At 69.0% G+C, this 22,393-nt stretch carries 20 protein-coding genes; 16 read left to right on the forward strand and 4 right to left on the reverse strand.

Going from position 1 to position 22,393, the window contains the following annotated elements:
* From ACEPPI_RS22445 to ACEPPI_RS22460, 4 genes are all read left to right on the forward strand, one after another.
* The coding region (locus tag ACEPPI_RS22445; protein WP_373917041.1) for a vitamin B12 dependent-methionine synthase activation domain-containing protein at positions 1 to 1,111 on the forward strand (1,111 nt) is incomplete at its 5' end.
* Positions 1,112 to 1,221: 110 nt separating this feature from the next.
* Positions 1,222 to 1,923 carry an HAD family hydrolase gene (locus ACEPPI_RS22450; RefSeq protein WP_373917042.1) on the forward strand — a complete coding sequence of 234 codons (702 nt, stop codon included), beginning with the start codon at positions 1,222 to 1,224 and terminating at the stop codon, positions 1,921 to 1,923.
* A 480-nt stretch (positions 1,924 to 2,403) separates the two neighbouring features.
* Entirely contained in the window at positions 2,404 to 4,008 is a 1,605-nt protein-coding gene (locus tag ACEPPI_RS22455; protein WP_373917043.1) for an ABC transporter substrate-binding protein, read from the forward strand.
* Positions 4,009 to 4,079: 71 nt separating this feature from the next.
* Complete coding sequence (locus ACEPPI_RS22460; RefSeq protein ID WP_373917044.1) at positions 4,080 to 5,663, forward strand: ABC transporter substrate-binding protein; 1,584 nt, start codon at positions 4,080 to 4,082, stop codon at positions 5,661 to 5,663.
* A 69-nt stretch (positions 5,664 to 5,732) separates the two neighbouring features.
* On the opposite strand, the gene ACEPPI_RS22465 is transcribed toward ACEPPI_RS22460, so the two are convergent.
* Together ACEPPI_RS22465 and ACEPPI_RS22470 are read right to left on the reverse strand one after the other, a co-directional pair.
* On the reverse strand, positions 5,733 to 6,404 hold the full coding sequence (locus ACEPPI_RS22465; protein ID WP_030233586.1) for a response regulator transcription factor: 672 nt from the start codon (positions 6,402 to 6,404) through the stop codon (positions 5,733 to 5,735).
* Between the two features lie 65 nt (positions 6,405 to 6,469).
* Positions 6,470 to 7,345, reverse strand: a complete 876-nt coding sequence (locus ACEPPI_RS22470; RefSeq protein WP_373917045.1) for a RecB family exonuclease — start codon at positions 7,343 to 7,345, stop codon at positions 6,470 to 6,472.
* A 224-nt stretch (positions 7,346 to 7,569) separates the two neighbouring features.
* Here ACEPPI_RS22470 and ACEPPI_RS22475 point away from each other — a divergent pair, with 224 nt between their 5' ends.
* From ACEPPI_RS22475 to ACEPPI_RS22485, 3 genes are all read left to right on the forward strand, one after another.
* On the forward strand, positions 7,570 to 8,703 hold the full coding sequence (locus tag ACEPPI_RS22475) for a site-2 protease family protein (protein ID WP_373917075.1): 1,134 nt from the start codon (positions 7,570 to 7,572) through the stop codon (positions 8,701 to 8,703).
* An 18-nt stretch (positions 8,704 to 8,721) separates the two neighbouring features.
* Positions 8,722 to 9,618 (forward strand): tRNA (adenine-N1)-methyltransferase, encoded by an 897-nt coding sequence (locus ACEPPI_RS22480; RefSeq protein WP_007263187.1) that lies wholly within the window; start codon positions 8,722 to 8,724, stop codon positions 9,616 to 9,618.
* Between the two features lie 182 nt (positions 9,619 to 9,800).
* Positions 9,801 to 10,403, forward strand: coding sequence for a hypothetical protein (locus tag ACEPPI_RS22485; protein ID WP_373917046.1), 603 nt, complete (start codon positions 9,801 to 9,803; stop codon positions 10,401 to 10,403).
* A 4-nt stretch (positions 10,404 to 10,407) separates the two neighbouring features.
* Here the strand turns inward: ACEPPI_RS22485 and ACEPPI_RS22490 are convergent, their stop codons facing one another.
* A complete protein-coding gene (locus tag ACEPPI_RS22490) occupies positions 10,408 to 10,728 on the reverse strand; it encodes a ferredoxin (protein WP_373917047.1) in 321 nt (106 codons plus the stop codon).
* Positions 10,729 to 10,992: 264 nt separating this feature from the next.
* On the opposite strand from ACEPPI_RS22490, the gene arc reads away from it, so the two are divergent.
* The 6 genes from arc to prcA all read left to right on the forward strand — a co-directional run bounded on the left by arc (position 10,993) and on the right by prcA (position 17,178).
* The gene (arc, locus tag ACEPPI_RS22495) at positions 10,993 to 12,759 is read left to right on the forward strand and encodes a proteasome ATPase (protein ID WP_030233602.1); all 1,767 of its coding nucleotides are present in this window, start codon (positions 10,993 to 10,995) and stop codon (positions 12,757 to 12,759) included.
* A gap of 262 nt (positions 12,760 to 13,021) precedes the next feature.
* Positions 13,022 to 14,533, forward strand: coding sequence for a depupylase/deamidase Dop (gene dop, locus ACEPPI_RS22500; RefSeq protein ID WP_373917048.1), 1,512 nt, complete (start codon positions 13,022 to 13,024; stop codon positions 14,531 to 14,533).
* A gap of 184 nt (positions 14,534 to 14,717) precedes the next feature.
* Positions 14,718 to 14,930, forward strand: coding sequence for a ubiquitin-like protein Pup (locus ACEPPI_RS22505; RefSeq protein WP_030016348.1), 213 nt, complete (start codon positions 14,718 to 14,720; stop codon positions 14,928 to 14,930).
* 133 nt (positions 14,931 to 15,063) lie between these two features.
* Positions 15,064 to 15,576: an endonuclease VII domain-containing protein gene (locus ACEPPI_RS22510; RefSeq protein WP_373917049.1), complete on the forward strand. Its 513-nt coding sequence runs from the start codon at positions 15,064 to 15,066 to the stop codon at positions 15,574 to 15,576.
* On the forward strand, positions 15,528 to 16,367 hold the full coding sequence (prcB, locus tag ACEPPI_RS22515; RefSeq protein ID WP_373917050.1) for a proteasome subunit beta: 840 nt from the start codon (positions 15,528 to 15,530) through the stop codon (positions 16,365 to 16,367). The genes ACEPPI_RS22510 and prcB overlap by 49 nt, the downstream gene beginning before the upstream one ends.
* A gap of 46 nt (positions 16,368 to 16,413) precedes the next feature.
* Positions 16,414 to 17,178, forward strand: coding sequence for a proteasome subunit alpha (gene prcA, locus ACEPPI_RS22520; protein WP_373917051.1), 765 nt, complete (start codon positions 16,414 to 16,416; stop codon positions 17,176 to 17,178).
* A 60-nt stretch (positions 17,179 to 17,238) separates the two neighbouring features.
* Here prcA and ACEPPI_RS22525 read toward each other — a convergent pair whose 3' ends face one another.
* Entirely contained in the window at positions 17,239 to 18,309 is a 1,071-nt protein-coding gene (locus tag ACEPPI_RS22525) for a LacI family DNA-binding transcriptional regulator (RefSeq protein WP_373917052.1), read from the reverse strand.
* A 64-nt stretch (positions 18,310 to 18,373) separates the two neighbouring features.
* Between ACEPPI_RS22525 and ACEPPI_RS22530 the strand changes: the two genes are divergently transcribed.
* From ACEPPI_RS22530 to ACEPPI_RS22540, 3 genes are all read left to right on the forward strand, one after another.
* On the forward strand, positions 18,374 to 19,636 hold the full coding sequence (locus ACEPPI_RS22530) for an MFS transporter (RefSeq protein ID WP_373917053.1): 1,263 nt from the start codon (positions 18,374 to 18,376) through the stop codon (positions 19,634 to 19,636).
* A gap of 58 nt (positions 19,637 to 19,694) precedes the next feature.
* Positions 19,695 to 21,056 carry a Pup--protein ligase gene (gene pafA, locus ACEPPI_RS22535; RefSeq protein WP_351825395.1) on the forward strand — a complete coding sequence of 454 codons (1,362 nt, stop codon included), beginning with the start codon at positions 19,695 to 19,697 and terminating at the stop codon, positions 21,054 to 21,056.
* Between the two features lie 304 nt (positions 21,057 to 21,360).
* Positions 21,361 to 22,368 (forward strand): FKBP-type peptidyl-prolyl cis-trans isomerase, encoded by a 1,008-nt coding sequence (locus tag ACEPPI_RS22540; RefSeq protein ID WP_373917054.1) that lies wholly within the window; start codon positions 21,361 to 21,363, stop codon positions 22,366 to 22,368.
* The last annotated feature ends 25 nt before the right edge of the window (positions 22,369 to 22,393 follow it).

A 22,393-nucleotide genomic window follows, 5' to 3' on the forward strand; every position in this document is an offset into this window, starting at 1 on the left:
CATGAAGGAGAACCTGGAGGAGCTCAACCAGCGCAAGCTCGCCGCCGACTACCCCGTCATCCTCGGCGGCGCCGCCCTCACCCGCGCCTACGTCGAACAGGACCTCCACGAAATCTACGAAGGCGAAGTCCGCTACGCCCGCGACGCCTTCGAAGGACTGCGCCTCATGGACGCCCTCATCGCGGTCAAACGCGGCGTCCCCGGCGCCTCGCTGCCCGAGCTGAAGCAGCGGCGCGTCGCCAAGCGGGACACCCCGGCGCTCCAGGTGGAGGAGCCGCAGGAGCCGGGCGGCCGTTCCGACGTGTCCGTCGACAACCCGGTCCCCACCCCTCCCTTCTGGGGCACCCGCGTGGTCAAGGGCATCCCGCTCAAGGACTACGCCTCCTGGCTGGACGAGGGCGCCCTGTTCAAGGGCCAGTGGGGTCTCAAGCAGGCCCGCGCGGGCGGAGCCACGTACGAGGAGCTCGTCGAGAGCGAGGGCCGTCCGCGCCTGCGCGGCCTCCTGGAGAAGCTGCACACCGAGAACCTCCTCGAAGCGGCCGTGGTCTACGGCTACTTCCCCTGCGTCTCCAAGGGCGACGACCTGATCATCCTGGACGAGCAGGGCAACGAGCGGACCCGCTTCACCTTCCCGCGCCAGCGCCGCGGCCGCCGCCTGTGCCTCGCGGACTTCTTCCGCCCCGAGGAGTCCGGCGAGACGGACGTGGTCGGCCTCCAGGTGGTCACCGTCGGCTCGAAGATCGGCGAGGCCACGGCCAAGCTGTTCGAGTCCGACTCCTACCGCGAGTACCTGGAACTGCACGGCCTCTCCGTCCAGCTCGCCGAGGCCATGGCCGAGTACTGGCACGCCCGCGTCCGCGCCGAGCTCGGCTTCGGCGGCGAGGACCCGGCCGCCGTGGAGGACATGTTCGACCTCAAGTACCGCGGGGCCCGCTTCTCCCTCGGCTACGGCGCCTGCCCCGACCTGGAGGACCGGGCGAAGATCGCCGACCTCCTCCAGCCGGAGCGGATCGGCGTCCACCTCTCGGAGGAGTTCCAGCTCCACCCCGAGCAGTCCACCGACGCCATCGTGATTCACCACCCCGAAGCGAAGTATTTCAACGCACGCTGACGCGGACCGGCGTACACTGGTCGGTCCCATACAGGCCGGTCACCTGATACCGAGGGGTTGCCCCCACGGCGAGGTGACCGGCCTTGTCGTCCCCTACGAGAGGCGTACGCATGACCAGCACCGTTCCCGCTCCCGTCGCCCGCACGGCGGACGGGCACGCCCTGCAGGCGGTGCTCCTCGACATGGACGGCACCCTCGTGGACACCGAGGGGTTCTGGTGGGAGATCGAGGCGGAGATCTTCCGGGAACTCGGCCACCGGCTCGACGACGCCTGGCGCCACATCGTCGTCGGCGGCCCCATGAGCCGCAGCGCGGCCTTCCTCATCGAGGCCACCGGCGCCGCCATCGGTCTCGCCGAGCTGAGCGTGTTGCTCAACGAGCGCTTCGAGGCCCGCATCGCCGACCAGGTCCCGCTGATGCCCGGCGCCGAGCGGCTGCTGAGCGAGCTGGCCCGGCACAACGTGCCCACCGCCCTGGTCTCCGCCTCCCACCGCCGGGTCATCGACCAGGTGCTGCTCACCCTCGGCCGCGACCGGTTCACCATGACCGTCGCCGGGGACGAGGTGCCGCGTACCAAGCCGCACCCCGACCCGTACCTGCTGGCCGCGAGCACCCTGGGCGCGCACCCCTCGCGGTGCGCCGTCATCGAGGACACCGCCACCGGTGTCGCGGCCGCCGAGGCCGCCGGCTGCCGGGTCGTGGCCGTGCCCTCCGTCGGCCTGATCGCGCCGGCCCCGGGCCGCACCGTCGTGGCCTCGCTCGAAGAGGTGGACCTGTCGTTCCTGCGGTCCCTCATCACTCCGCTGAACTGACCGCGCACGCTCCGTACCGAACGGATCGGGGGTGGGGTGAAGGTCCCACGAGAGGATCTTCCGCCCCGACCCCCGGAGGCCGAAATTCCATCCTGTCGGGGAACGTTGCAGCGGGTGACCTTGGTCACCCGGGGAGCCCCGGACGGGCCCGTCGGAGTGCCCCGAGCCCTTCCCATGTGTCCGGGTTGATCATCTCCTGACCACATCTGCGAAGACTCCGGCATAAGCGGTCAGTCCGCTCCCATCACGGTGCGATTACGCCCCAACTCCTGCCGGTTCAAGCCACCCCGTCCCGGGCCACTAATGTCGATCCGGGCACTCCGCACGCACCTCTGCCGCACCGGCCGCACACCCCTGCGCCGGTACCGCGTGGACCGATCGTCAAACACCGGCCCGATCGTTCCGCCCTGAACGGGCGACCGCCGCGAAGTGCCCTCTACGCCGCTTTGACCAAGTGCCGGGTGAGGGAGTACTTCCAGCATGAACCGCAAGACCATGGTGCTGACGGCCGCGATCGGCCTGCTCACCCCCGCGCTGTCCGCATGCGGCAGCGCGAGTGGCGGAGGAGCAGCGTCCGGAGCGATCGTCGTCGGAACCACCGACCGGTTCGAAGCCGCCGACTACGCCCCCGCCCCCTTCGACCCCGCCCACGCCTATGACGCCGGCGCCTGGAACGTCCTGCGCCAGACCGTCCAGACGCTGATGCACACCCCGCGCGGCGGCGGCCAGCCCGTCCCCGAAGCCGCGTCCGACTGCCGCTTCACCGACACCGGCAACGAGAGCTACCGCTGCGTCCTGCGGCCCGGCCTGAAGTTCGCGAGCGGCGACCCGCTCACCGCCAAGGACGTCAAGTTCTCCATCGACCGCGTCCTCGCGATCAAGGACGAGAACGGCCCCTCCTCCCTCCTCTCCACCCTCGACACCGTCGAGGTCAAGGGCGCCGACACCGTCGTCTTCCACCTGAAGACCGCCGACGCGACCTTCCCGTACAAGCTCTCCACCCCCGCCGCCGGCATCGTCAGCGAGAAGAACTACGAGGCCAAGAAGCTCCGCCCCGGCTTCGCCGTCGACGGCTCCGGCCCTTACACGATGAAGGCCGAGGTCAAGGACGACCACCTCGTCCGGGCCGTCTTCACCAAGAACCCGAACTACAAGGGCGACATCAAGCTGCAGAACGACAAGGTCGAACTGCGTACCTTCGCCGACTCCGCCTCCATGGGCAAGGCCCTCACCGACGGCTCCGTCCACATGGTCTCCCGCACCCTGGCGCCCGCCCAGATCGCCGACTTCTCCGCGAAGCCGCCCAAGGGCGTCAAGCTCGTCCCCATGCCCGGCCTGGAGATCCGCTACCTCGGCTTCAACACCGACGCCCCGGTCGTCAAGGACAAGGCCGTACGCCAGGCCCTCGCCGCCGCCGTCGACCGCAACAACGTCATCTCCAAGGTCTACGGCAAGGCCGCGCAGCCCCTGTACTCGCTGGTCCCCACCACCGTCACCGGCCACGTCAACTCGTTCTTCAACAAGTACGGCGAGGCCAACACCGCCAAGGCCGCCGGCCTGCTCAAGGACGCCGGGATCAAGACCCCCGTCAAGCTCACCCTGAACTACACCAAGGACCACTACGGCGACGGCACCGCCGCCGAGTTCGAGGCCCTCAAGACCCAGCTGAACTCCACCCAGCTGTTCGACATCACCGTCCAGGGCAACGACTGGTCCGACTTCCGGCCCGCGCAGAAGAAGGGCGACTACGCCGCCTACGGGCTCGGCTGGTTCCCCGACTACCCGGACGCCGACAACTTCCTCGCCCCCTTCCTGGAGGCCGACAACTTCCTGGGCACGCCGTACGCCAACAGCACGGTGCGCACCAGGCTCATCCCCGACTCCCGGCGCGCGGCCGACCGCAACACCGCCGCACCCGCGATCGCGGACATGCAGGACATCGTCGCCGAGGACGTACCCGTCCTGCCCCTGTGGCAGGGCAAGCAGTACGTCGCCGCACGCGACGGGATCACCGGGGTGGAGTGGTCGGTCAACGCCATCTCCGACCTCCAGCTGTGGGAACTCGGCCGGGGTGTCAGCGGCTGAGACCGGCAGCAACCGGCGGCGGACGTCGCAGGCCGGCGCAACGACCAGACAAGACTGTGAAGGACATTCGCGTGAAGAGACGTAACCAGTGGTTGGCGGCCCCGCTCGGCGCGGCCACCGCCGCCGCGCTGCTCAGCGGTTGCGGTTCGACCGATGGCGCCAACGCCGGCAGCGGCAAGGGCGTGGTCATGGGGATATCCGACAGGGTGAAGTCGACCGACCCGGCGGCGGGCTACGACCCGGGTTCCTGGCTGCTCTTCAACAACGTCTTCCAGTCGCTGCTCAGCTTCCCCAAGGGCGGCACGACCCCCGAGCCCGACGCGGCGCAGTCCTGTGCCTTCGAGGGCGCCGACAGCAAGCAGTTCAAGTGCGTCCTGCGCAGCGACCTGAAGTTCAGCAACGGCCACAGCCTCACCTCGAAGGACGTCAAGTTCTCCTTCGAGCGCACGCTGAAGATCAACGACGAGGCCGGCCCGGCCATCATGCTGTCCTCGATCGCCGGCATCGACACCCCTGACGAGAAGACCGTCGTCTTCCGCCTCAAGACGTCCGACGCGACCTTCCCCAGCAAGATCGCATCGGGCGCGGGCTCCATCGTCGACCACGCCGAGTACCCGGCGAACAAGCTCCGCACCGACGGCAAGGCCATCGGCTCCGGCGTCTACAAGCTGGACTCCATCAACGAGAAGAGCGCCAGCTTCTCCGTCAACGAGTCCTACAGCGGCAAGGCCAAGGCCAAGAACACCGGTGTCACGCTGAAGTTCTTCAACGGCGACCAGGCCGGCCTCAAGACGGTCCTGGAGAGCGGCGACGTCGACTTCGCCTTCCGCGGCCTCGCCGCCAAGGACATCGCCGCCCTCGCCGCCGTCAAGACCGGCGACAACAAGGTCGACGTCGTCCAGGGCACCGGCGCCGAAGTCGAGCACATGGTCTTCAACGTCAACGACCCCGTCGTCGGCAAGCTCCCCGTGCGCAAGGCCATCGCCTACCTCATCGACCGCGAAGCGCTCGTCAAGGACGTGTACGCGGGCACCGCCGCCCCGCTCTACTCCATCGTCCCCGCGGGCATCGCCGGACACACCACCCCCTTCTTCGACCGCTACGGCGGCAGCCCCCAGGTCGAGAAGGCCAAGGCCGTCCTGAAGGCCGCCAACATCACCGGCAAGATCAAGCTCACCCTGTACTCCACGCCGTCCCGCTACGGCCCCTCCACCGACCAGCAGTTCCAGGTCATCGCCAAGCAGCTCAACGACAGCGGCCTCTTCGAAGCCGACATGAAGTCCGTCGAGTACGAGCAGTACGAGAAGGACATCCAGGACGGCAAGTACGGCGTCTACGTCAAGGGCTGGGTCCCCGACTACCCGGACGCCGACAACTTCACGCAGCCGTTCTTCGGCCCGGACAACGTCCTCCACAACAACTACGACAACAAGGAGATCACCGGGACGCTCATCCCGGCGACCAACACCAAGTCCGACCGCACCGCGGCCAACACGGACTACACCCGTCTCCAGGACATCGTCGCCGACGAACTCCCGCTCATCCCGCTCTGGCAGGGCAAGCAGTACGCCGTCACCCGCCAGAACGTCACCGGACTCCAGTGGTCCCTCGACGCCTCCACGGTCTTCCGCTTCTGGGAGATCAGCAAGGGCTGACCCGCCCCGGCACGACGAAGGGCCGGCAGCCGCTCACGCGGCCGCCGGCCCTTTCGCGATCCCGCCCCGCTACTGGGCGCCCGGACGCACCAGCCCGCTCTCGTACGCGTACACCGCCGCCTGCACCCGGTCCCGCAGCCCCAGCTTCGTCAGCACGTGACCCACGTGCGTCTTCACCGTCGTCTCGCTCACGAACAGGTCCGCCGCGATCTCCGCGTTCGACAACCCACGGGCCACCAGCTTGAGCACCTCCACCTCGCGCTCCGTCAGCGTCCCCAGCGTGTCCGGCAGGCTCTCCTCACCCGACGGCAAGTGCCCCGCGTACTTGTCCAGCAGCCGCCGCGTGATGCTCGGCGCCAGCATCGCCTCGCCCCCCGCGACCACCCGGATCGCCTGCACCAGCTCGTTCGCCGGAGCGTCCTTCAGCAGGAAGCCGCTCGCCCCCGCCCGCAGCGCCTCCACCACGTACTCGTCCAGATCGAACGTCGTCAGCACCAGCACCTTCGCCGGCCCGTTCCGCTCCGGACCCGTGATCTGCCGCGTCGCCTCCACCCCGTCCATCCGCGGCATCCGGATGTCCATCAGCACCACATCGGGCTGCAGCGCCCGCACCTGGTCCAGTGCCTGCAGACCGTCCCCGGCCTCACCCACCACCACCAGGTCCTGCTCGGCCTCCAGGATCATCCGGAAACCGGTGCGCAGCAGTGGCTGGTCGTCGACCAGCAGGACGCGGATCGCCACGGGGTGTACCTCGAATTCGTCGGACGGCATCGGCGGACCCCGCCCATTGTGCCCTGACCGGACGATCAGGAATCGGCCGGCCGGTCCGCCCCCGGCCTCGGAGTGATCACCAACGGATACGCCGGGGGAGTCCCCCCGAACTCCGGACACACCGCCTGATGATCACACCAGCCGCACAGCTTCGTCGGCCGCGGCCGCCACTCACCCGTCTCCGTCGCCTCACTGATGGCCTCCCACAACGCGTGCAGCTTGCGCTCCACCCGCTCCAGATCCGCCACCACCGGGTCGTACGTCAGCACGTCCCCACTGCCCAGGTACACCAGCTGCAGCCGCCGCGGCACCACCCGCTTCAACCGCCACACCACCAGCGCGTAGAACTTCATCTGGAACAGCGCACCCTCGGCGTACTCCGGCCGCGGCGCCTTCCCCGTCTTGTAGTCGACGATCCGCACCTCACCCGACGGCGCCACGTCCACCCGGTCGATGATCCCCCGCAGACGCAGCCCCGACTCCAGCTCCGTCTCCACGAAGAACTCCCGCTCCACCGGCTCCAGCCGCGTCGGGTCCTCCAACGTGAACCACCGCTCCACCAGCGCCTCGGCCTCCGTCAGCCAGCGCGCCAGCCCAGCCCCCTCGTCCCCCGAAGGGAACAGCTCCGCCAGCTCCGGCTTCGCCGCCAGCAACCGGTCCCACTGCCCCGGGACCAACGCCTTCGCCACCGGCGCCGTCCGCTCCGCCGCCGGATGATCGAAGAGCCGCTCCAGCACCGCGTGCACCAAAGTGCCCCGCGTCGCCGCCGCACTCGGCTTCTCCGGCAGCTTGTCGATCACCCGGAACCGGTACAGCAGCGGGCACTGCATGAAATCACCCGCCCGCGAAGGCGACAGCGAGGTGGGCCGGGCAGCAGCCGGGGAAGGATCGGCACCGGGGATCGTCGTCATGCGTGAAACCCTACGGCCCACCGCCGACAGCACGCGCATACCATCGACTCCGGCGCCCTCGCACTGCATGATCGGAGCATCACACCGCGCTACCGCACCAGCGGCGAACCCACGACATGGACCACACTGGAACCACCGGCACCGAACGAAGGACAACCGTGGCAGACACCGACGAAACCGGCGAGCGCACGGCCAAGCGCTCCGACCCGGGCGGCGGGATCCTCATGGGCCGCCCCTTCGGCGTACCCGTCTACGTCTCGCCCAGCTGGTTCCTCGTCGCCGCCCTCATCACCTGGGTCTTCGGCGACCGGCTCGACCAGGTCCTGCCGGACCTCGGCCCCGCCCGCTACCTCGTCTCCCTCTTCTTCGCCGTCGCCTTCTACGCCTCCGTCCTCGTCCACGAACTCGCGCACACCATCGCCGCGCTCCGCTTCAAACTCCCCGTGCGCCGCATCCAGCTCCAGTTCTTCGGAGGGGTCTCCGAGATCGAGAAGGAATCCGAGACACCCGGCCGCGAATTCGTCCTCGCCTTCGTCGGCCCCCTCCTCTCCCTCGTCCTCGCCGGACTCTTCTACCTCGGCATGAAGGCCGTCGACCCCGCCACCGTCCCCGGCGTCCTCCTCGCCGGCCTCATGATCTCCAACCTCCTCGTCGCCGCCTTCAACCTCCTGCCCGGCCTCCCCCTCGACGGCGGCCGCATGCTCCGCGCCGTCATCTGGGGCATCACCGGCAAACCCATGACCGGCACCGTCGCCGCCGCCTGGGTCGGCCGCGGCCTCGCCGTCACCGTCCTCCTCGGCCTCCCCCTCCTCACCCACACCGGACTCCTCGGCAACCGCACCCAGGAGATCGGCGGCATGGACACCGTCATGGACGCCCTCCTCGCCGCCATCCTCGCCGCGATCATCTGGACCGGCGCCGGCAACAGCCTCCGCCTCGCCCGTCTGCGCGAACACCTCCCCGAACTCCAGGCCCGCGCCCTCACCCGCCGCGCCATCCCCGTCGAGAACGCCACCCCCCTCTCCGAAGCCCTCCGCCGCGCCAACGAAGCCGGAGCCCGCGCCCTCGTCGTCGTCGACGGCCACGGCGACCCCACCGCCATCGTCCGCGAAACCGCCATCGCCTCCGTCCCCGAACACCGCCGCCCCTGGGTCGCCGTCAGCACCCTCGCCCAGGACCTCACCGACGGCATGAAGGTTTCGGCCGAGCTCACCGGCGAAGAACTCCTCGACCACCTCCGCGCCACCCCCGCCAGCGAATACCTCGTCCTCGAAACCAGCGGCGAGATCTACGGCGTCCTGTCCACCCTCGACGTCGAGAAGGCCTTCGTGAAGGCCATGGCGCGGCCCCACTCCTGAAGCCAATACACTGGTCACATGTCCGAACCGACCGGTGCCGCCCGCCGACGCGGGCCCTTCGAGGTCGGGGACCAGGTTCAGCTCACCGACCCCAAGGGCCGCCACTACACGTTCACGCTCGAAGCCGGGAAGAATTTCCACACCCACAAGGGTTCCTTCCCGCACGACGAGCTGATCGGTGCTCCCGAGGGCAGTGTTGTCCGCACCACGGGCAACGTCGCGTACCTCGCGCTGCGCCCCCTGCTCCCCGACTATGTCCTGTCCATGCCCCGCGGCGCCGCCGTGGTCTACCCCAAGGACGCGGGCCAGATCCTGGCCTTCGCCGACATCTTCCCCGGCGCCCGCGTCGTGGAAGCAGGAGTGGGCTCCGGCTCCCTGAGCAGCTTCCTGCTGCGCGCCATCGGCGACCAGGGCATGCTCCACAGCTACGAGCGCCGCGCGGACTTCGCCGAGATCGCCACGGCCAACGTCGAACGCTACTTCGGCGGCCCCCACCCCGCGTGGCAGCTGACCGTGGGCGACCTCCAGGACAATCTGTCCGACACCGACGTCGACCGCGTGATCCTCGACATGCTCGCCCCCTGGGAGTGCCTGGAGGCCGTCTCCAAGGCCCTCGTCCCCGGCGGCATCCTCTGCTGCTACGTGGCCACCACCACCCAGCTCTCGCGCACCGTCGAATCCATCCGCGAATTCGGCTGCTACGCCGAACCGCAGCCCTGGGAATCGATGATCCGCAACTGGCACGTCGAAGGCCTCGCCGTCCGCCCGGACCACCGGATGATCGGCCACACCGGCTTCCTCGTCACCGCCCGCCGCCTCGCGGACGGCGTCGAGCCCCCCATGCGCCGCCGCCGCCCCTCCAAGGGCGCCTACGGCGAGGACTACGAGGGCCCCGGCAGCGACCGCTCCGCCTAGGACCCGTCCTCACGCCCAACACGAAAGCGCTGTGGCGCAGTTCCCCCGGCCAACCCGGGAACTGCGCCACAGCGCCTTTTCGTTGCACCGGGGAAACCCACCCGGACCCGGCCGTTCCACCCCCGTGTGAGGTATGGCACGATGCTGGCTCCCCGTCACCCTTCGCACAGGAGACACCCCGCGTGCTGCACAGCCCCACCCCGCCGACCCCGGCACTGGACGTCCTGGCGCACCACCACACCCGACCCGTCCACTGGGTCGCCACCGCCTGCGCCATGGCCGCCGTGATAGCCGGCGCGGGACTGCTCCAGCCGGACCGGGCCACCGGAGCCACCCCCGGACCCACCGCGGCGAGCGGCCCGCCCGCCCCCGCGCCCGCCCCCGACGCGCACGCCGTCACGTACCCCCTCGACTGCAAGGGGGCCCCACAAGCCGTCACGGACACCGCCGAAGGCGACCTCGACGGCGACGGCAACCCCGAGACGGTCGCCGCCGTACGCTGCGACGCCGGCTCCGGCACCCCGCCCCACGCGATCTACGTACTCGCCCGGGGCGGGCAACAGGGCGCCGCCCCACGCGTCGTCGCCACCCTCCTCGACGCCGCCCGCCGGCAGACCGCCACCGAGCTCACCGTGAGCGACCGCACCGTCACTGCGCGCCTCCTCGGCTACTCCTCGCCCTCGGTCCCGCGCTACAGCCCGGACGTGAAGCAGCTCGCCAAGTGGCGCTGGACCGGCGGGAAATTCCGCCAGGAGCTGACGGACTCGGCCGCCACACGTGTTTGAAGCGTCACTCCGCGTCCGGGCCGTATACCTCGACCCTGTCCGAAACGCGCCTTACGTGAATGCAGTCGCCCGGACATTCCTTGGCCGAGTCGACCACGTCCTGGAGCAGCGTCAGAGGAACCGGAGTGGTCGCCCCCACGTCCTGCAGGAGCTCGTCCTCCGGGCTCTTCACGTACGCCAGACCATCGATGTCCAGCTCGAACACCTCCGGCGCGTACTGCACGCAGATGCCGTCCCCGGTGCAGAGGTCCTGGTCGATCCAGACCTCCAGCGGCTCCCCGGCCTCGCCGGTACCGCCCGTCGGGGCCTCCTGCTGCACGCTCATATCTCCTGCCGTTTCCTGCCCTGAGTGATCCGTCCCGGACACAACTCGCGACAAGTCGCGCGAGCCCTGACGGGTGTTGAACAGTTCGACCTTACAACCGGCTGCTTTCCGATGTTGAAGGGTGGGTATTTCCCTGGCGTGAGGGAGTACGCAAGGGTGAAGATCGGACACACCTCTACCGTCTTTGTGATCTAGGGGTTTCAATCACCACCAGCCCAGGTAGGGTCAGGAAGCGTCCAGCTCCCCTTGGAGGAGGTGAGGACCGTGGCAGCCCACGACGACGACATCAACCGCGGCATCCGGCCCGGGCGAGGGTCTGAGGACCCCGCTGGCCAGGTTGCCTATCTAGAGCAGGAAATCGCCGTCCTGCGACGCAAGCTCGCCGACTCTCCGCGTCACACGAGGATTCTCGAAGAGCGGATCGTCGAGCTCCAGACGAATCTGGCAGGCGTCTCCGCGCAGAACGAACGACTGGCGAACACCCTCCGTGAGGCCCGCGACCAGATCGTGGCCCTCAAGGAAGAGGTCGACCGGCTCGCACAGCCGCCGGCCGGCTTCGGTGTCTTCCTGCAGGCGAACGAGGACGGCACCGTCGACATCTTCACCGGGGGCCGCAAGCTCCGCGTGAACGTGAGCCCCAGCGTCGACCCGGAAGACCTCCGGCGCGGCCAGGAGGTCATGCTCAACGAAGCGCTCAACGTGGTCGAGGCCATGGAGTTCGAGCGCGCCGGCGACATCGTCACCCTCAAGGAGATCCTGGAGGACGGCGAGCGCGCCCTGGTGGTCGGGCACACCGACGAGGAAAGGGTGGTGAGGCTCGCCGAGCCGCTCCTGGACATCACCATCCGCCCCGGAGACGCCCTGCTCCTGGAGCCCCGCTCCGGCTACGTCTACGAAGTGGTCCCCAAGAGCGAGGTCGAAGAACTCGTCCTCGAAGAGGTCCCGGACATCGACTACGACAAGATCGGCGGCCTGGGCGACCAGATCGAGCTGATCCGCGACGCCGTCGAGCTCCCCTACCTCTACCCCGACCTCTTCAAGGAGCACGAACTGCGGCCCCCGAAGGGCATCCTGCTGTACGGCCCTCCCGGCTGCGGCAAGACGCTCATCGCCAAGGCCGTCGCCAACTCCCTTGCCAAGAAGGTCGCCGAGGTGACCGGCCAGCCCGCCGGGAAGTCCTATTTCCTGAACATCAAGGGCCCCGAACTCCTCAACAAGTACGTCGGCGAGACCGAGCGGCACATCCGCCTCGTCTTCCAGCGGGCCCGTGAGAAGGCCAGCGAGGGCACCCCCGTCATCGTCTTCTTCGACGAGATGGAGTCCCTCTTCCGCACCCGCGGATCCGGCGTCAGCTCGGACGTGGAGAACACCATCGTCCCCCAGCTGCTCGCAGAGATCGACGGTGTGGAGGGCCTGGAGAACGTCATCGTCATCGGCGCCTCCAACCGCGAGGACATGATCGACCCGGCCATCCTGCGCCCCGGCCGCCTCGACGTGAAGATCAAGATCGAGCGCCCGGACGCGGAGGCCGCCAAGGACATCTTCGCCAAGTACCTCAAGGCCTCGCTGCCCCTGCACACGGACGACCTGTCCGAGCACCAGGGCTCCACGGCCGGCACCGTCCACAGCATGATCCAGACCGTCGTCGAGCAGATGTACGCCGAAACCGAGGAAAACCGCTTCCTCGAGGTCACGTACGCCAACGGCGACAAGGAAGTCCTTTACTTCAAGGACTTCAACTCGGGCGCGATGATCCAGAACATCGTGGACCGCGCGAAGAAAATGGCGATCAAGGCCTTCCTGGAGCACAACCAGAAGGGCCTGCGCGTCTCCCACCTCCTCCAGGCCTGCGTGGACGAGTTCAAGGAGAACGAGGACCTCCCGAACACCACCAACCCGGACGACTGGGCCCGGATCTCCGGAAAGAAGGGCGAGCGGATCGTATTCATCCGCACCCTCGTCACCGGAAAGCAGGGCGCGGACACCGGACGCTCCATCGACACGGTGGCGAATACCGGCCAGTACCTCTGACCGAGCGGGGCGGCTGCGGATGCCCTCACCGGGCACCCGCAGCCGACTGCTTTACCCCGGCATTGCCGCCCGCCCTTTTCGGCCGGTGACAGGGCAAAGTCAATGACTGAAATGATCTCCCCACCAGCGCGGAGTGGTTCTAGGCTCTTCCGTACCGCCTCCTCCGCAGTGCGGGGACGGACACCGCACATGACCCACCGGAGAACAAGCGGTACTTGAGCGCCGCTCCCGAACGGGAGCGCCGCCGGGCAAGGAGGGCCGCATGACCGTACGGCGAGTAATGGGGATCGAAACGGAGTACGGGATCTCCGTTCCGGGGCACCCGAACGCCAATGCCATGCTCACCTCGTCCCAGATCGTCAACGCCTACGCGGCGGCGATGCACCGGGCGCGACGCGCCCGCTGGGACTTCGAGGAGGAGAATCCGCTGCGGGACGCCCGCGGCTTCGACCTCGCCCGCGAGGCCGCCGACAACAGCCAGCTGACCGACGAGGACATCGGCCTCGCCAACGTCATCCTCACCAACGGCGCACGGCTCTACGTCGACCACGCGCACCCCGAGTACAGCTCGCCGGAGGTCACCAATCCGCTCGACGCCGTGCTCTGGGACAAGGCCGGCGAACGGATCATGGCCGAGGCCGCCGAACGGGCCGCCCAGCTGCCCGGCGCCCAGCCCATCCACCTCTACAAGAACAACACCGACAACAAGGGCGCCTCCTACGGCACGCACGAGAACTACCTGATGAAGCGGGAGACCCCCTTCTCGGAGATCGTGCGCCACCTGACGCCCTTCTTCGTCTCCCGCCAGGTCGTCACCGGCGCGGGCCGCATCGGCATCGGCCAGGACGGCCGCGAGCACGGCTTCCAGATCAGCCAGCGCGCGGACTACTTCGAGGTCGAGGTGGGGCTGGAGACCACCCTCAAGCGGCCCATCATCAACACCCGGGACGAACCGCACTCCGACGCCGAGAAGTACCGTCGGCTCCACGTGATCATCGGCGACGCGAACCTCTCGGAGATCTCCACCTACCTCAAGCTCGGCACGACCGCGCTGGTCCTGTCGATGATCGAGGACGGATTCATCAACGTCGACCTGGCCGTGGACCAGCCGGTGCGCACCCTGCACCAGGTCTCCCACGACCCGGACCTCCGGCACCTCATCACCCTGCGCAGCGGGCGCACCCTGACCGCCGTACAGCTCCAGATGGAGTACTTCGAGCTGGCCAGGAAGTACGTGGATGAGCGTTTCGGGTCGGACGCGGACGAGCAGACCAAGGATGTCCTCACTCGGTGGGAGGACGTACTCGGCCGGCTGGAGACGGACCCGATGAGCCTGTCGGGAGAGCTCGACTGGATCGCCAAGCGGGAGATCCTGGAGGGCTACCGCAGGCGCGACGGACTGGGCTGGGACGCGGCCCGGCTGCACCTGGTGGACCTCCAGTACTCGGACGTCCGCCCCGAGAAGGGCCTCTACAACCGGCTGGTCGCCCGCGGGAAGATGCAGCGGCTCCTGGAGGAGCCGGCCGTGGAGCGGGCCGAGAGCAAGCCGCCGGAGGACACCCGGGCGTACTTCCGCGGGCGCTGCCTGGAGCAGTACGCGGACGACGTGGCGGCGGCCTCCTGGGACTCGGTGATCTTCGACCTCCCAGGCCGTGACTCGCTCCAGCGGGTCCCGACCCTGGAGCCGCTGCGGGGGACCCGCAACCACGTCAAGGAGCTGCTGGACCGCTGTCGGACGGCGGAGGACCTGGTGCGGGTGCTCTCGGGACAGTGAGGCGCCCGAAGGTGGCCTGAAATGGCTCCGGTCCGGGAATCATGAGAATGCCCGGACGTTATGAAAGTGCGGGGACGAATGTCGGACCCTCCTTGTAGGGTCCGACGTAGGGTCTGATCTTGAGAGGTCCCGAATCCCGGGGTCTTTCCATGTGGGCGTGCGAACCGAGCGGGGTGAGGTAGACATGGCGACCAAGGACACCGGCGGCGGACAGCAGAAGGCGACGCGCTCGACCGAGGAGGTCGAGGAGGCGGCGGTCGAGGAATCGACCGACCTCAAGGAGCGCCAGGAGAAGCTCTCCGACGACGTCGACTCCGTACTTGACGAGATTGACGACGTCTTGGAAGAGAACGCCGAGGATTTCGTGAGGTCATTCGTGCAAAAGGGTGGCCAGTAAGGCTGGTCGGGGCCATTTTACCTTCGAATTGAAGGTTGGGGGCGGGATGGCCGGGGTGGCGCCCGAGGGAACGAAGTGTTGTTCACGCTGCAAGCGCGTTCAACCGTGCGACGCCTTCGCGAGCAATCGGGCTATGCGGGACGGTCTACAGGCGTACTGCCGTGAATGCCAGGCCGAGCACTACAAACTGAGACAAGAGGCCAAGGGGCGGACGGTGCGGGCGAAGGTTCCCGTGCCGTCCGGGCACAAGCGGTGTCCCCAGTGCGGCGAGATAAAGCCCCATTCGGAGTGGGAGCGGAACAAGACCAGTTCGGACGGCTGGGCCAGCTACTGCCGAGAGTGTCGAGCACAACGGAACCGGGCGTCGTACTTCAAGCGCCACTACGGCATCACCGAAGCCGAGCGTGATCGCATGATCGCGGCTCAAGGCGGGAAGTGCCTGCTCTGCCAGGAGGCTCCCGCGGAGCATGTTGATCACGATCATCAGACGGGTAAGGTCCGAGGCGTACTGTGCTTCAGCTGCAACGCAGCCTTGGGGCAGTTCAAGGATCGGCCGGACGTCATACGGCGTGCAGCCGCTTACGTGGAAGGAAACCTGTGGAACCCAACACTCGTAGCACAGGGCGTCTACCGGCAGCCTTCCTGACGCCGGGGTCGTCGTCCTTCATGGACTTCCTGGGCGCGCACTCGCCCGAGATGCTGCCGGGCAACCGCAAGCTGCCCGAGGGCGTCGTCGAGGCGCCGCACGGGACGACCATCGTGGCCGCCACCTTCCCCGGCGGGGTCGTGCTCGCCGGTGACCGGCGGGCGACCATGGGGAACATGATCGCGCAACGGGACATCGAGAAGGTGTTCCCGGCCGACGAGTACTCCGCGGTGGGCATCGCCGGCACGGCCGGTCTGGCCGTGGAGATGGTCAAGCTGTTCCAGCTGGAGCTGGAGCACTTCGAGAAGGTGGAGGGGACGACCCTCTCCCTGGAGGGCAAGGCCAACCGGCTCTCGACCATGATCCGGAGCAACCTCGGCATGGCGATGCAGGGGCTGGCCGTCGTGCCGCTGTTCGCGGGGTACGACGAGGCCAAGGAGAAGGGCCGGATCTTCTCCTACGACGTGACCGGCGGCCGCTCCGAGGAGCACGGCTACGCCGCCACCGGTTCGGGTTCGATCTTCGCCCGGGGCTCGATGAAGAAGCTGTTCCGTCCCGATCTGACGGAGGAGCAGGCCACCACGCTGGTCGTGCAGGCGCTGTACGACGCCGCCGACGACGACTCGGCGACCGGCGGTCCGGATCTGTACCGGCACATCTATCCCATCGTCACCGTCATCACCGACGAGGGCTTCCGCAGGCTGACCGACGACGAGTCGCAGGAACTCGCCCGTGCGGTCACCAACCGTCGTCTCGAGCAGCCCGACGGCCCGCGCGCCGCCCTGCTCTGACCATCCGTCGCCCCGTAGGAGCCCAGAAGAAAGGGACGGACAGCCGGTGTCGACTCCGTTCTATGTGTCACCCCAGCAGGCCATGGCCGACCGGGCGGAATACGCCCGGAAGGGCATCGCCCGCGGTCGCAGCCTTGTCGTGCTGCAGTACGCCGACGGCATCGTGTTCGTCGGCGAGAACCCGTCCCGCGCGCTGCACAAGTTCAGCGAGATCTACGACCGGATCGGCTTCGCGGCCGCCGGCAAGTACAACGAGTACGAGAACCTGCGGATCGGCGGTGTGCGGTACGCGGATCTGCGCGGATACACCTACGACCGTGACGACGTGACGGCCCGTGGGCTGGCGAACGTGTACGCGCAGACGCTCGGCACGATCTTCTCGTCGGCCGGTGAGAAGCCGTACGAGGTGGAGCTGGTCGTCGCCGAGGTGGGTGCGACGGCGGCCGGGGACCAGATCTACCGGCTGCCGCACGACGGGTCGATCGTGGACGAGCACGGCTCGGTCGCGGTCGGCGGGAACGCCGAGCAGATCAGTACCTTCCTCGACCAGCGGCACCAGGACGGGATGACCCTGTCCGAGGCGCTGAAGCTGGCGGTGCAGGCGCTGTCCAGTCAGGCCAGCGGCGCGGACAAGGCGATTCCGGCGGAGCGGCTGGAGGTGGCGGTGCTGGACCGTACGCGGTCGCAGCAGCGCAAGTTCAAGCGGATCCGCGGACGGCAGCTGTCGCGGCTCCTGGAGGCGGACGTTCCGGCGGCTGCCCAGGCGGATGCCGTGTCGAACGACGAGGCGCCGGAGGACGACGCCCAGTAGGGCGTGTGCGTGTGCGGGGCCCCGGTCCGCCGTTTTCGGCGGGCCGGGGCCCCCGTGCGTTCAGGGGGTGGGGGCGGGGCCCGAGGAGTCGCGGACGATCAGGTCGACGGGGATGTCGGGGGCGGTCCAGGGGGTGCCTTCGAGGACGGCGAGGAGGGCGGTCATGCCCTGTTCGCCGACCTGTTCCGCGGGGAGGTGGACGGTGGTGAGTTCGGGTTCGACCGCGGTGGCGAGGGCGAGGTCGTCGAAGCCGGTGACGGAGAGGTCCTCGGGGATGCGCAGGCCGAGGCGGCGTGCGGCCTTGCAGGCGCCGGCGGCCAGGATGTCGTCGTCGCAGACGATGGCGGTGGGGCGGTCGTGGGGGGCGGCGAGGGCCGTCTCCATGGCGGTGCGGGCGGCTTCGACGGTGAGCTCGGCCCGTACGGTGCGCAGCCGGGTGGTGGGGCCCAGGAGGGCGGCGAGGGTTTCGGCGCGGACCTCGAAGGTCCAGGAGTCGATGGCGGAGGCGAGGTGGAGGATGTCGCGGTGGCCGTGGCCGAGGAGGTGGGCGCAGATCTGGCGGACTCCGTCGGCCATGGCGAGGTTGACGTGGGCGGCGGCGCCGGTGGAGGTGGGGTCGCTGTCGAGCATGACGAGGGGGAGGTCGTCGCCGCCGATGGCGGCGAGGGCGTCGGCTGCCATGGAGGAGGCGATGACTCCGTCGAGGGCGGCGCGGGCGGAGGCGAAGGGGTCGCGGGCGGGGCCGGTGCCGTCGGGGGAGGGGTAGAGGACGACGCCGAAGCCGTGGTCGGCGGCGACGCGGGCGGCGCCGGTGTAGACGCGGGCGAAGAATTCGTTGGTGAGGGCGGGGACGACGAGGAGGGCGGTGCGGGTGCTGCCGAGGCGGAGGTTGCGGGCGGCGAGGTTGGGGCGGTAGCCGAGTGCGGTGGCGGCTTCGCGGACGAGGGTGGCGGTGCGTTCGGAGACGCGGCCGCGCCATTTGTCGCCGAGGACGAGGGAGACGGTGGCCTGGGAGACCCCGGCGGCGGTGGCCACGTCGCGGCTGGTGGGTCTCGTCACACGGTGCTCCTGAAGTGCGAGGTGGGAGGGGGTGGGGGTGGTTCGGCGGTTGGACCTGTGGACTGCGGCCATGGTACGTATGACGGGTCAAGTTATACGTATTACTCCGGCAGGGTCCGGGCAGAAGGGGGCGGACATGGCCGCGGGATACGCGGAGCTGCTCAGGACCCGGCACGCGGCGAGGCTGCTGGCGGGCACGCTGTTGGGTCGGCTGCCGAACGGCACGGGGCCGATCGCGATCGTGCTCTTCACCCGGGCCGAGGGGGGCAGCTACAGCCTGGCGGGTGCGCTCGCGGCGGCGTACGGGCTGGCCAACGCGGTGGGTCAGCCGTTGCTGGGCCGGGCGGTGGACCTGTACGGGCAGCCGCGCGTGCAGTTGCCGGCGGCCGTGGTCTCGGCGCTGGGCATGGTGTGGCTGGCCCTGGCGGGTACGGGGTCGGCTGCCGTGGCCTATGCGGCGGTGGTGATCGCCGGTCTGTTCACGCCGCCGCTGGAGGGTGGGCTGCGGGCGCTGTGGCCCAAGGTGCTGGGCGGCAAGGAGGAGCGGGTGCACGCCGCGTACGCCATGGACGCGGTGGCGCAGGAGGTCATGTACACGGTCGGGCCGCTGCTGGTGACGCTGTTCGTGGCGCTGTGGTCGCCGGCGGTGGCGTTGCTGGCGCTGAACGCGCTGGGGGTGCTGGGCGCGCTGTCGGTGGTGGTGTCGGAGCCTTCGCGCACGTGGCGTTCGGAGCCGCGTGAGGCGCACTGGCTGGGGGCGCTGCGTTCGCGCGGGCTGCTGGCGCTGCTGGGGGCGTTCTTCTTCGTGGGGATGGCGCTGGGGGCCATCACGGTGGCCGCGGTGTCGTACGCGGACGGTCACGGCGGTCAGGCGGTGTACGGCTGGCTGCTGGCGGCGCTGGGGCTGGGCGCGCTGTTCGGTGGTGTGTTCTACGGGGCGCGGCAGTGGGCGGGTGCGCCGGAGCGGCGGCTGAGGCTGCTGGTGGCGTTGTTGGCGGTGTGTTACCTGCCGCTGATGGTGCCGGTGGGCGCGGTGGCGATGGTGGGGCTGTCGGCGCTGGCGGGGGTGTTCCTGGCTCCGTCGCTGGCGTGTGCGTTCGTGGTGGTGGACCGGCACGCTCCGGCGGGGACCCTGACGGAGGCCTTCTCCTGGCTGGTGACGTTCTTCGGGGTGGGTGCGGCCATCGGTACGGCGGTGGCGGGTCCGGCGGTGGAGTCGGGTGGCACGGTGGCGGGCTATGCGGTGGCGTGCGGGGCGGGTGTCGCGGCGCTGCTGGTGCTGACGGTCACTCAGCGGGCCCTGTCCGGTGGAGGTCGCAGCCGTGCCGTGGCGGGGTCCTCGGCGGGGCCGGTGGAGGGTGTCGTGGAGGGCGTCGTGGAGCCGCTGGTCAAAAACTGATCGGAACGCCGCTCTCGAACCCGGTTTCAGAAGAGGGCAGAAGGCGTAATGTTCAGTCATGGACCGCCGCATTTTCGGGCTGGAGAACGAGTACGGCGTCACGTGCACGTTCAGGGGACAGCGCCGACTGTCTCCTGACGAAGTGGCGCGCTACCTCTTCCGCCGTGTTGTGTCATGGGGCCGCAGCAGCAATGTCTTCCTGCGGAACGGCGCCCGTCTGTACCTCGACGTGGGATCGCATCCGGAATATGCAACTCCCGAATGCGACAACCTGATCGAGCTGGTCACCCACGACAAGGCCGGCGAGCGCATTCTCGAAGGCCTGCTCGTCGACGCAGAACGCCGCCTGCACGAGGAGGGAATCGCGGGCGACGTCTACCTCTTCAAGAACAACACCGACTCGGCGGGCAATTCGTACGGCTGTCACGAGAACTACCTCGTGGCCCGGCACGGAGAATTCTCCCGCCTGGCGGACATCCTGATTCCCTTCCTCGTCACGCGCCAGCTGATCTGTGGCGCGGGCAAGGTGCTCCAGACCCCGCGGGGCGCGGTCTACTGCGTCAGCCAGCGGGCGGAGCACATCTGGGAGGGCGTCAGCTCCGCGACGACCCGGTCCCGGCCGATCATCAACACCCGGGACGAGCCCCATGCGGACGCCGAGCGATACCGGCGCCTGCACGTGATCGTCGGGGACTCGAACATGTCCGAGACGACCATGCTGCTCAAGGTCGGGGCCACCGACCTGGTGCTGCGCATGATCGAGGCGGGCACGGTGATGCGGGACCTGACCCTGGAGAACCCGATCCGGGCGATCCGGGAGGTCAGCCACGACATCACCGGTCAGCGCAAGGTGCGCCTGGCCAGCGGTCGCGAGGCGTCGGCCCTGGAGATCCAGCGGGAGTACTACGAGAAGGCGCTGGACTTCGCCGAGCGGCGGGGCATCCGCACCGGGGTGGTGGAGCAGGTCCTGGAGCTGTGGGGCCGGACCCTGGACGCCGTGGAGGCGGAGGACCTGGACCGGATCGGTACGGAGATCGACTGGGTCATGAAGTACCAGCTGATCGAGCGCTACCGGGCCAAGCACAACATGACGATGTCCAATCCGCGGGTCGCGCAGATAGACCTCGCGTACCACGACATCCACCGTCGGCGGGGGCTGTACTACCTGCTGGAGCGCAAGGGGCAGGCGGCGCGGATCTGCAACGACCTGAAGATCTTCGAGGGCAAGTCGGTGCCCCCGCAGACGACGAGGGCGAGGCTGCGCGGCGACTTCATCCGCCGGGCGCAGGAGCAGCGGCGGGACTTCACCGTCGACTGGGTGCACCTGAAGCTGAACGACCAGGCGCAGCGGACCGTGCTGTGCAAGGACCCGTTCCGGTCGGTGGACGACCGGGTGGAGAAGCTCATCGCCGGCATGTGAGGCCGGTGGGCCGGGGACCCCGTGCGCGGTGGCGTGCGGGGTCTTCGCACGCCACCGCCTTGTCGCGGAGGGGGCAGCCCGTAGAGTGGGCCGCTGGGGCCTGTCGTCAAACTCCCGTCTGCCCCGCGACGCCCGGCACGCGCTCTCGCCGCACCGGGCGGAATCCCGAGTACGTCCAGTACGAGGGCTTCCGCCCGGCACGCCGAGAGCACGCACCGGACGCCGTGGGGCCGCCCTCCGGGCGACGACAGGACTTTGACGACAGGCCCCAGGACGGACCATTCCAGCGACCCTGAGGACCATTGTGCGACGCCGACTTGCTGCCGCGCTCATCGTGCCGGCTCTGATGCTCACCGCGGCCTGCGGAGGGGGCGACGACTCCGGGAAGAAGGACTCCGCGTCTCCGTCGGCCGACGCTTCGAAGCCCGCTGACGTTCCGAAGCCGGTGGACTCCGCGGACCCGATGCCGTCGGTGGCGGGTGAGGCGGGTAAGAAGGCGGAGATCACCGTCCCCAAGGGCGAGCCGAGCGGCAAGTTCGTGGTGCACACCGTCACGGAGGGCAGTGGCCCGGTGATCAAGAAGGACGACCTCGTCCTGACGAAGTACACCGGCAAGGTCTGGAAGAGCGGCAAGGACCTGCAGGGTTCCTATGACAAGGACGGGCAGCCGCTGGTCGTGCCGGCCGGTTCGCAGTCGATCCTGCCGCTGTTCAGCGACTCGGTGGTGGGCAAGAAGGTCGGCAGCCGTGTGCTGGTCGTCGCCCCGCCGGCGGCGGCGTTCGGTGCGCAGGGCCAGCCCCAGCTGGGGGTCGGCCCGAAGGACAACCTGGTGTTCGTGCTGGACCTGGATTCGGTGATGCCGAAGAAGGCCGAGGGCACGCAGGCGCCGATCCCGTCCGACCTGCCGCAGGTGAAGGCGGACAAGGACGAGGCCGCGACGATCACGGTCCCGAAGAACGACCCTCCGAAGGAGCTGGTCGACAAGGTCCTGATCGAGGGCAAGGGTCCGGAGGTCAAGTCCGGCCAGACCGTGTACATGCAGTACAGCGGTGCGGCGTGGGCGCCGAACCAGGGCAAGGACGCGGCGAAGCTGTTCGACACGTCCTGGAAGACCGGGGCGCCGTTCTCGACGGTGATCGGTCAGGGCCAGGTCATCGAGGGCTGGGACAAGGGTCTGGTGGGCAAGAAGGTCGGCAGCCGCGTGCTGCTGGTGATCCCGCCGGAGCAGGCGTACAAGGATCAGGCCAAGGGTGAGGACCTGCCGGCCAACTCGACGCTGGTCTTCGTCGTGGACATCGTCGGGGCAGTGTAAGACTGTTCCGGTTGACCGTTTCGTA

This window comes from Streptomyces sp. AB3(2024), from assembly GCF_041862025.1.
Classification (GTDB): Bacteria; Actinomycetota; Actinomycetes; order Streptomycetales; family Streptomycetaceae; genus Streptomyces.

What these genes read in the sequence shown, in the direction of transcription:
- ACEPPI_RS22450 (WP_373917042.1), top strand. Translation starts at nt 1,222, where the DNA reads ATGACCAGCACCGTTCCCGCTCCCGTCGCCCGCACGGCGGACGGGCAC.
- ACEPPI_RS22455 (WP_373917043.1), top strand. Translation starts at nt 2,404, where the DNA reads ATGAACCGCAAGACCATGGTGCTGACGGCCGCGATCGGCCTGCTCACC.
- ACEPPI_RS22470 (WP_373917045.1), bottom strand. Translation starts at nt 7,345, where the DNA reads ATGACGACGATCCCCGGTGCCGATCCTTCCCCGGCTGCTGCCCGGCCC.
- ACEPPI_RS22475 (WP_373917075.1), top strand. Translation starts at nt 7,570, where the DNA reads ATGGGCCGCCCCTTCGGCGTACCCGTCTACGTCTCGCCCAGCTGGTTC.
- ACEPPI_RS22480 (WP_007263187.1), top strand. Translation starts at nt 8,722, where the DNA reads ATGTCCGAACCGACCGGTGCCGCCCGCCGACGCGGGCCCTTCGAGGTC.
- ACEPPI_RS22490 (WP_373917047.1), bottom strand. Translation starts at nt 10,728, where the DNA reads ATGAGCGTGCAGCAGGAGGCCCCGACGGGCGGTACCGGCGAGGCCGGG.
- dop (WP_373917048.1), top strand. Translation starts at nt 13,022, where the DNA reads ATGACCGTACGGCGAGTAATGGGGATCGAAACGGAGTACGGGATCTCC.
- ACEPPI_RS22505 (WP_030016348.1), top strand. Translation starts at nt 14,718, where the DNA reads ATGGCGACCAAGGACACCGGCGGCGGACAGCAGAAGGCGACGCGCTCG.
- ACEPPI_RS22510 (WP_373917049.1), top strand. Translation starts at nt 15,064, where the DNA reads ATGCGGGACGGTCTACAGGCGTACTGCCGTGAATGCCAGGCCGAGCAC.
- ACEPPI_RS22525 (WP_373917052.1), bottom strand. Translation starts at nt 18,309, where the DNA reads ATGGCCGCAGTCCACAGGTCCAACCGCCGAACCACCCCCACCCCCTCC.
- ACEPPI_RS22530 (WP_373917053.1), top strand. Translation starts at nt 18,374, where the DNA reads ATGGCCGCGGGATACGCGGAGCTGCTCAGGACCCGGCACGCGGCGAGG.
- pafA (WP_351825395.1), top strand. Translation starts at nt 19,695, where the DNA reads ATGGACCGCCGCATTTTCGGGCTGGAGAACGAGTACGGCGTCACGTGC.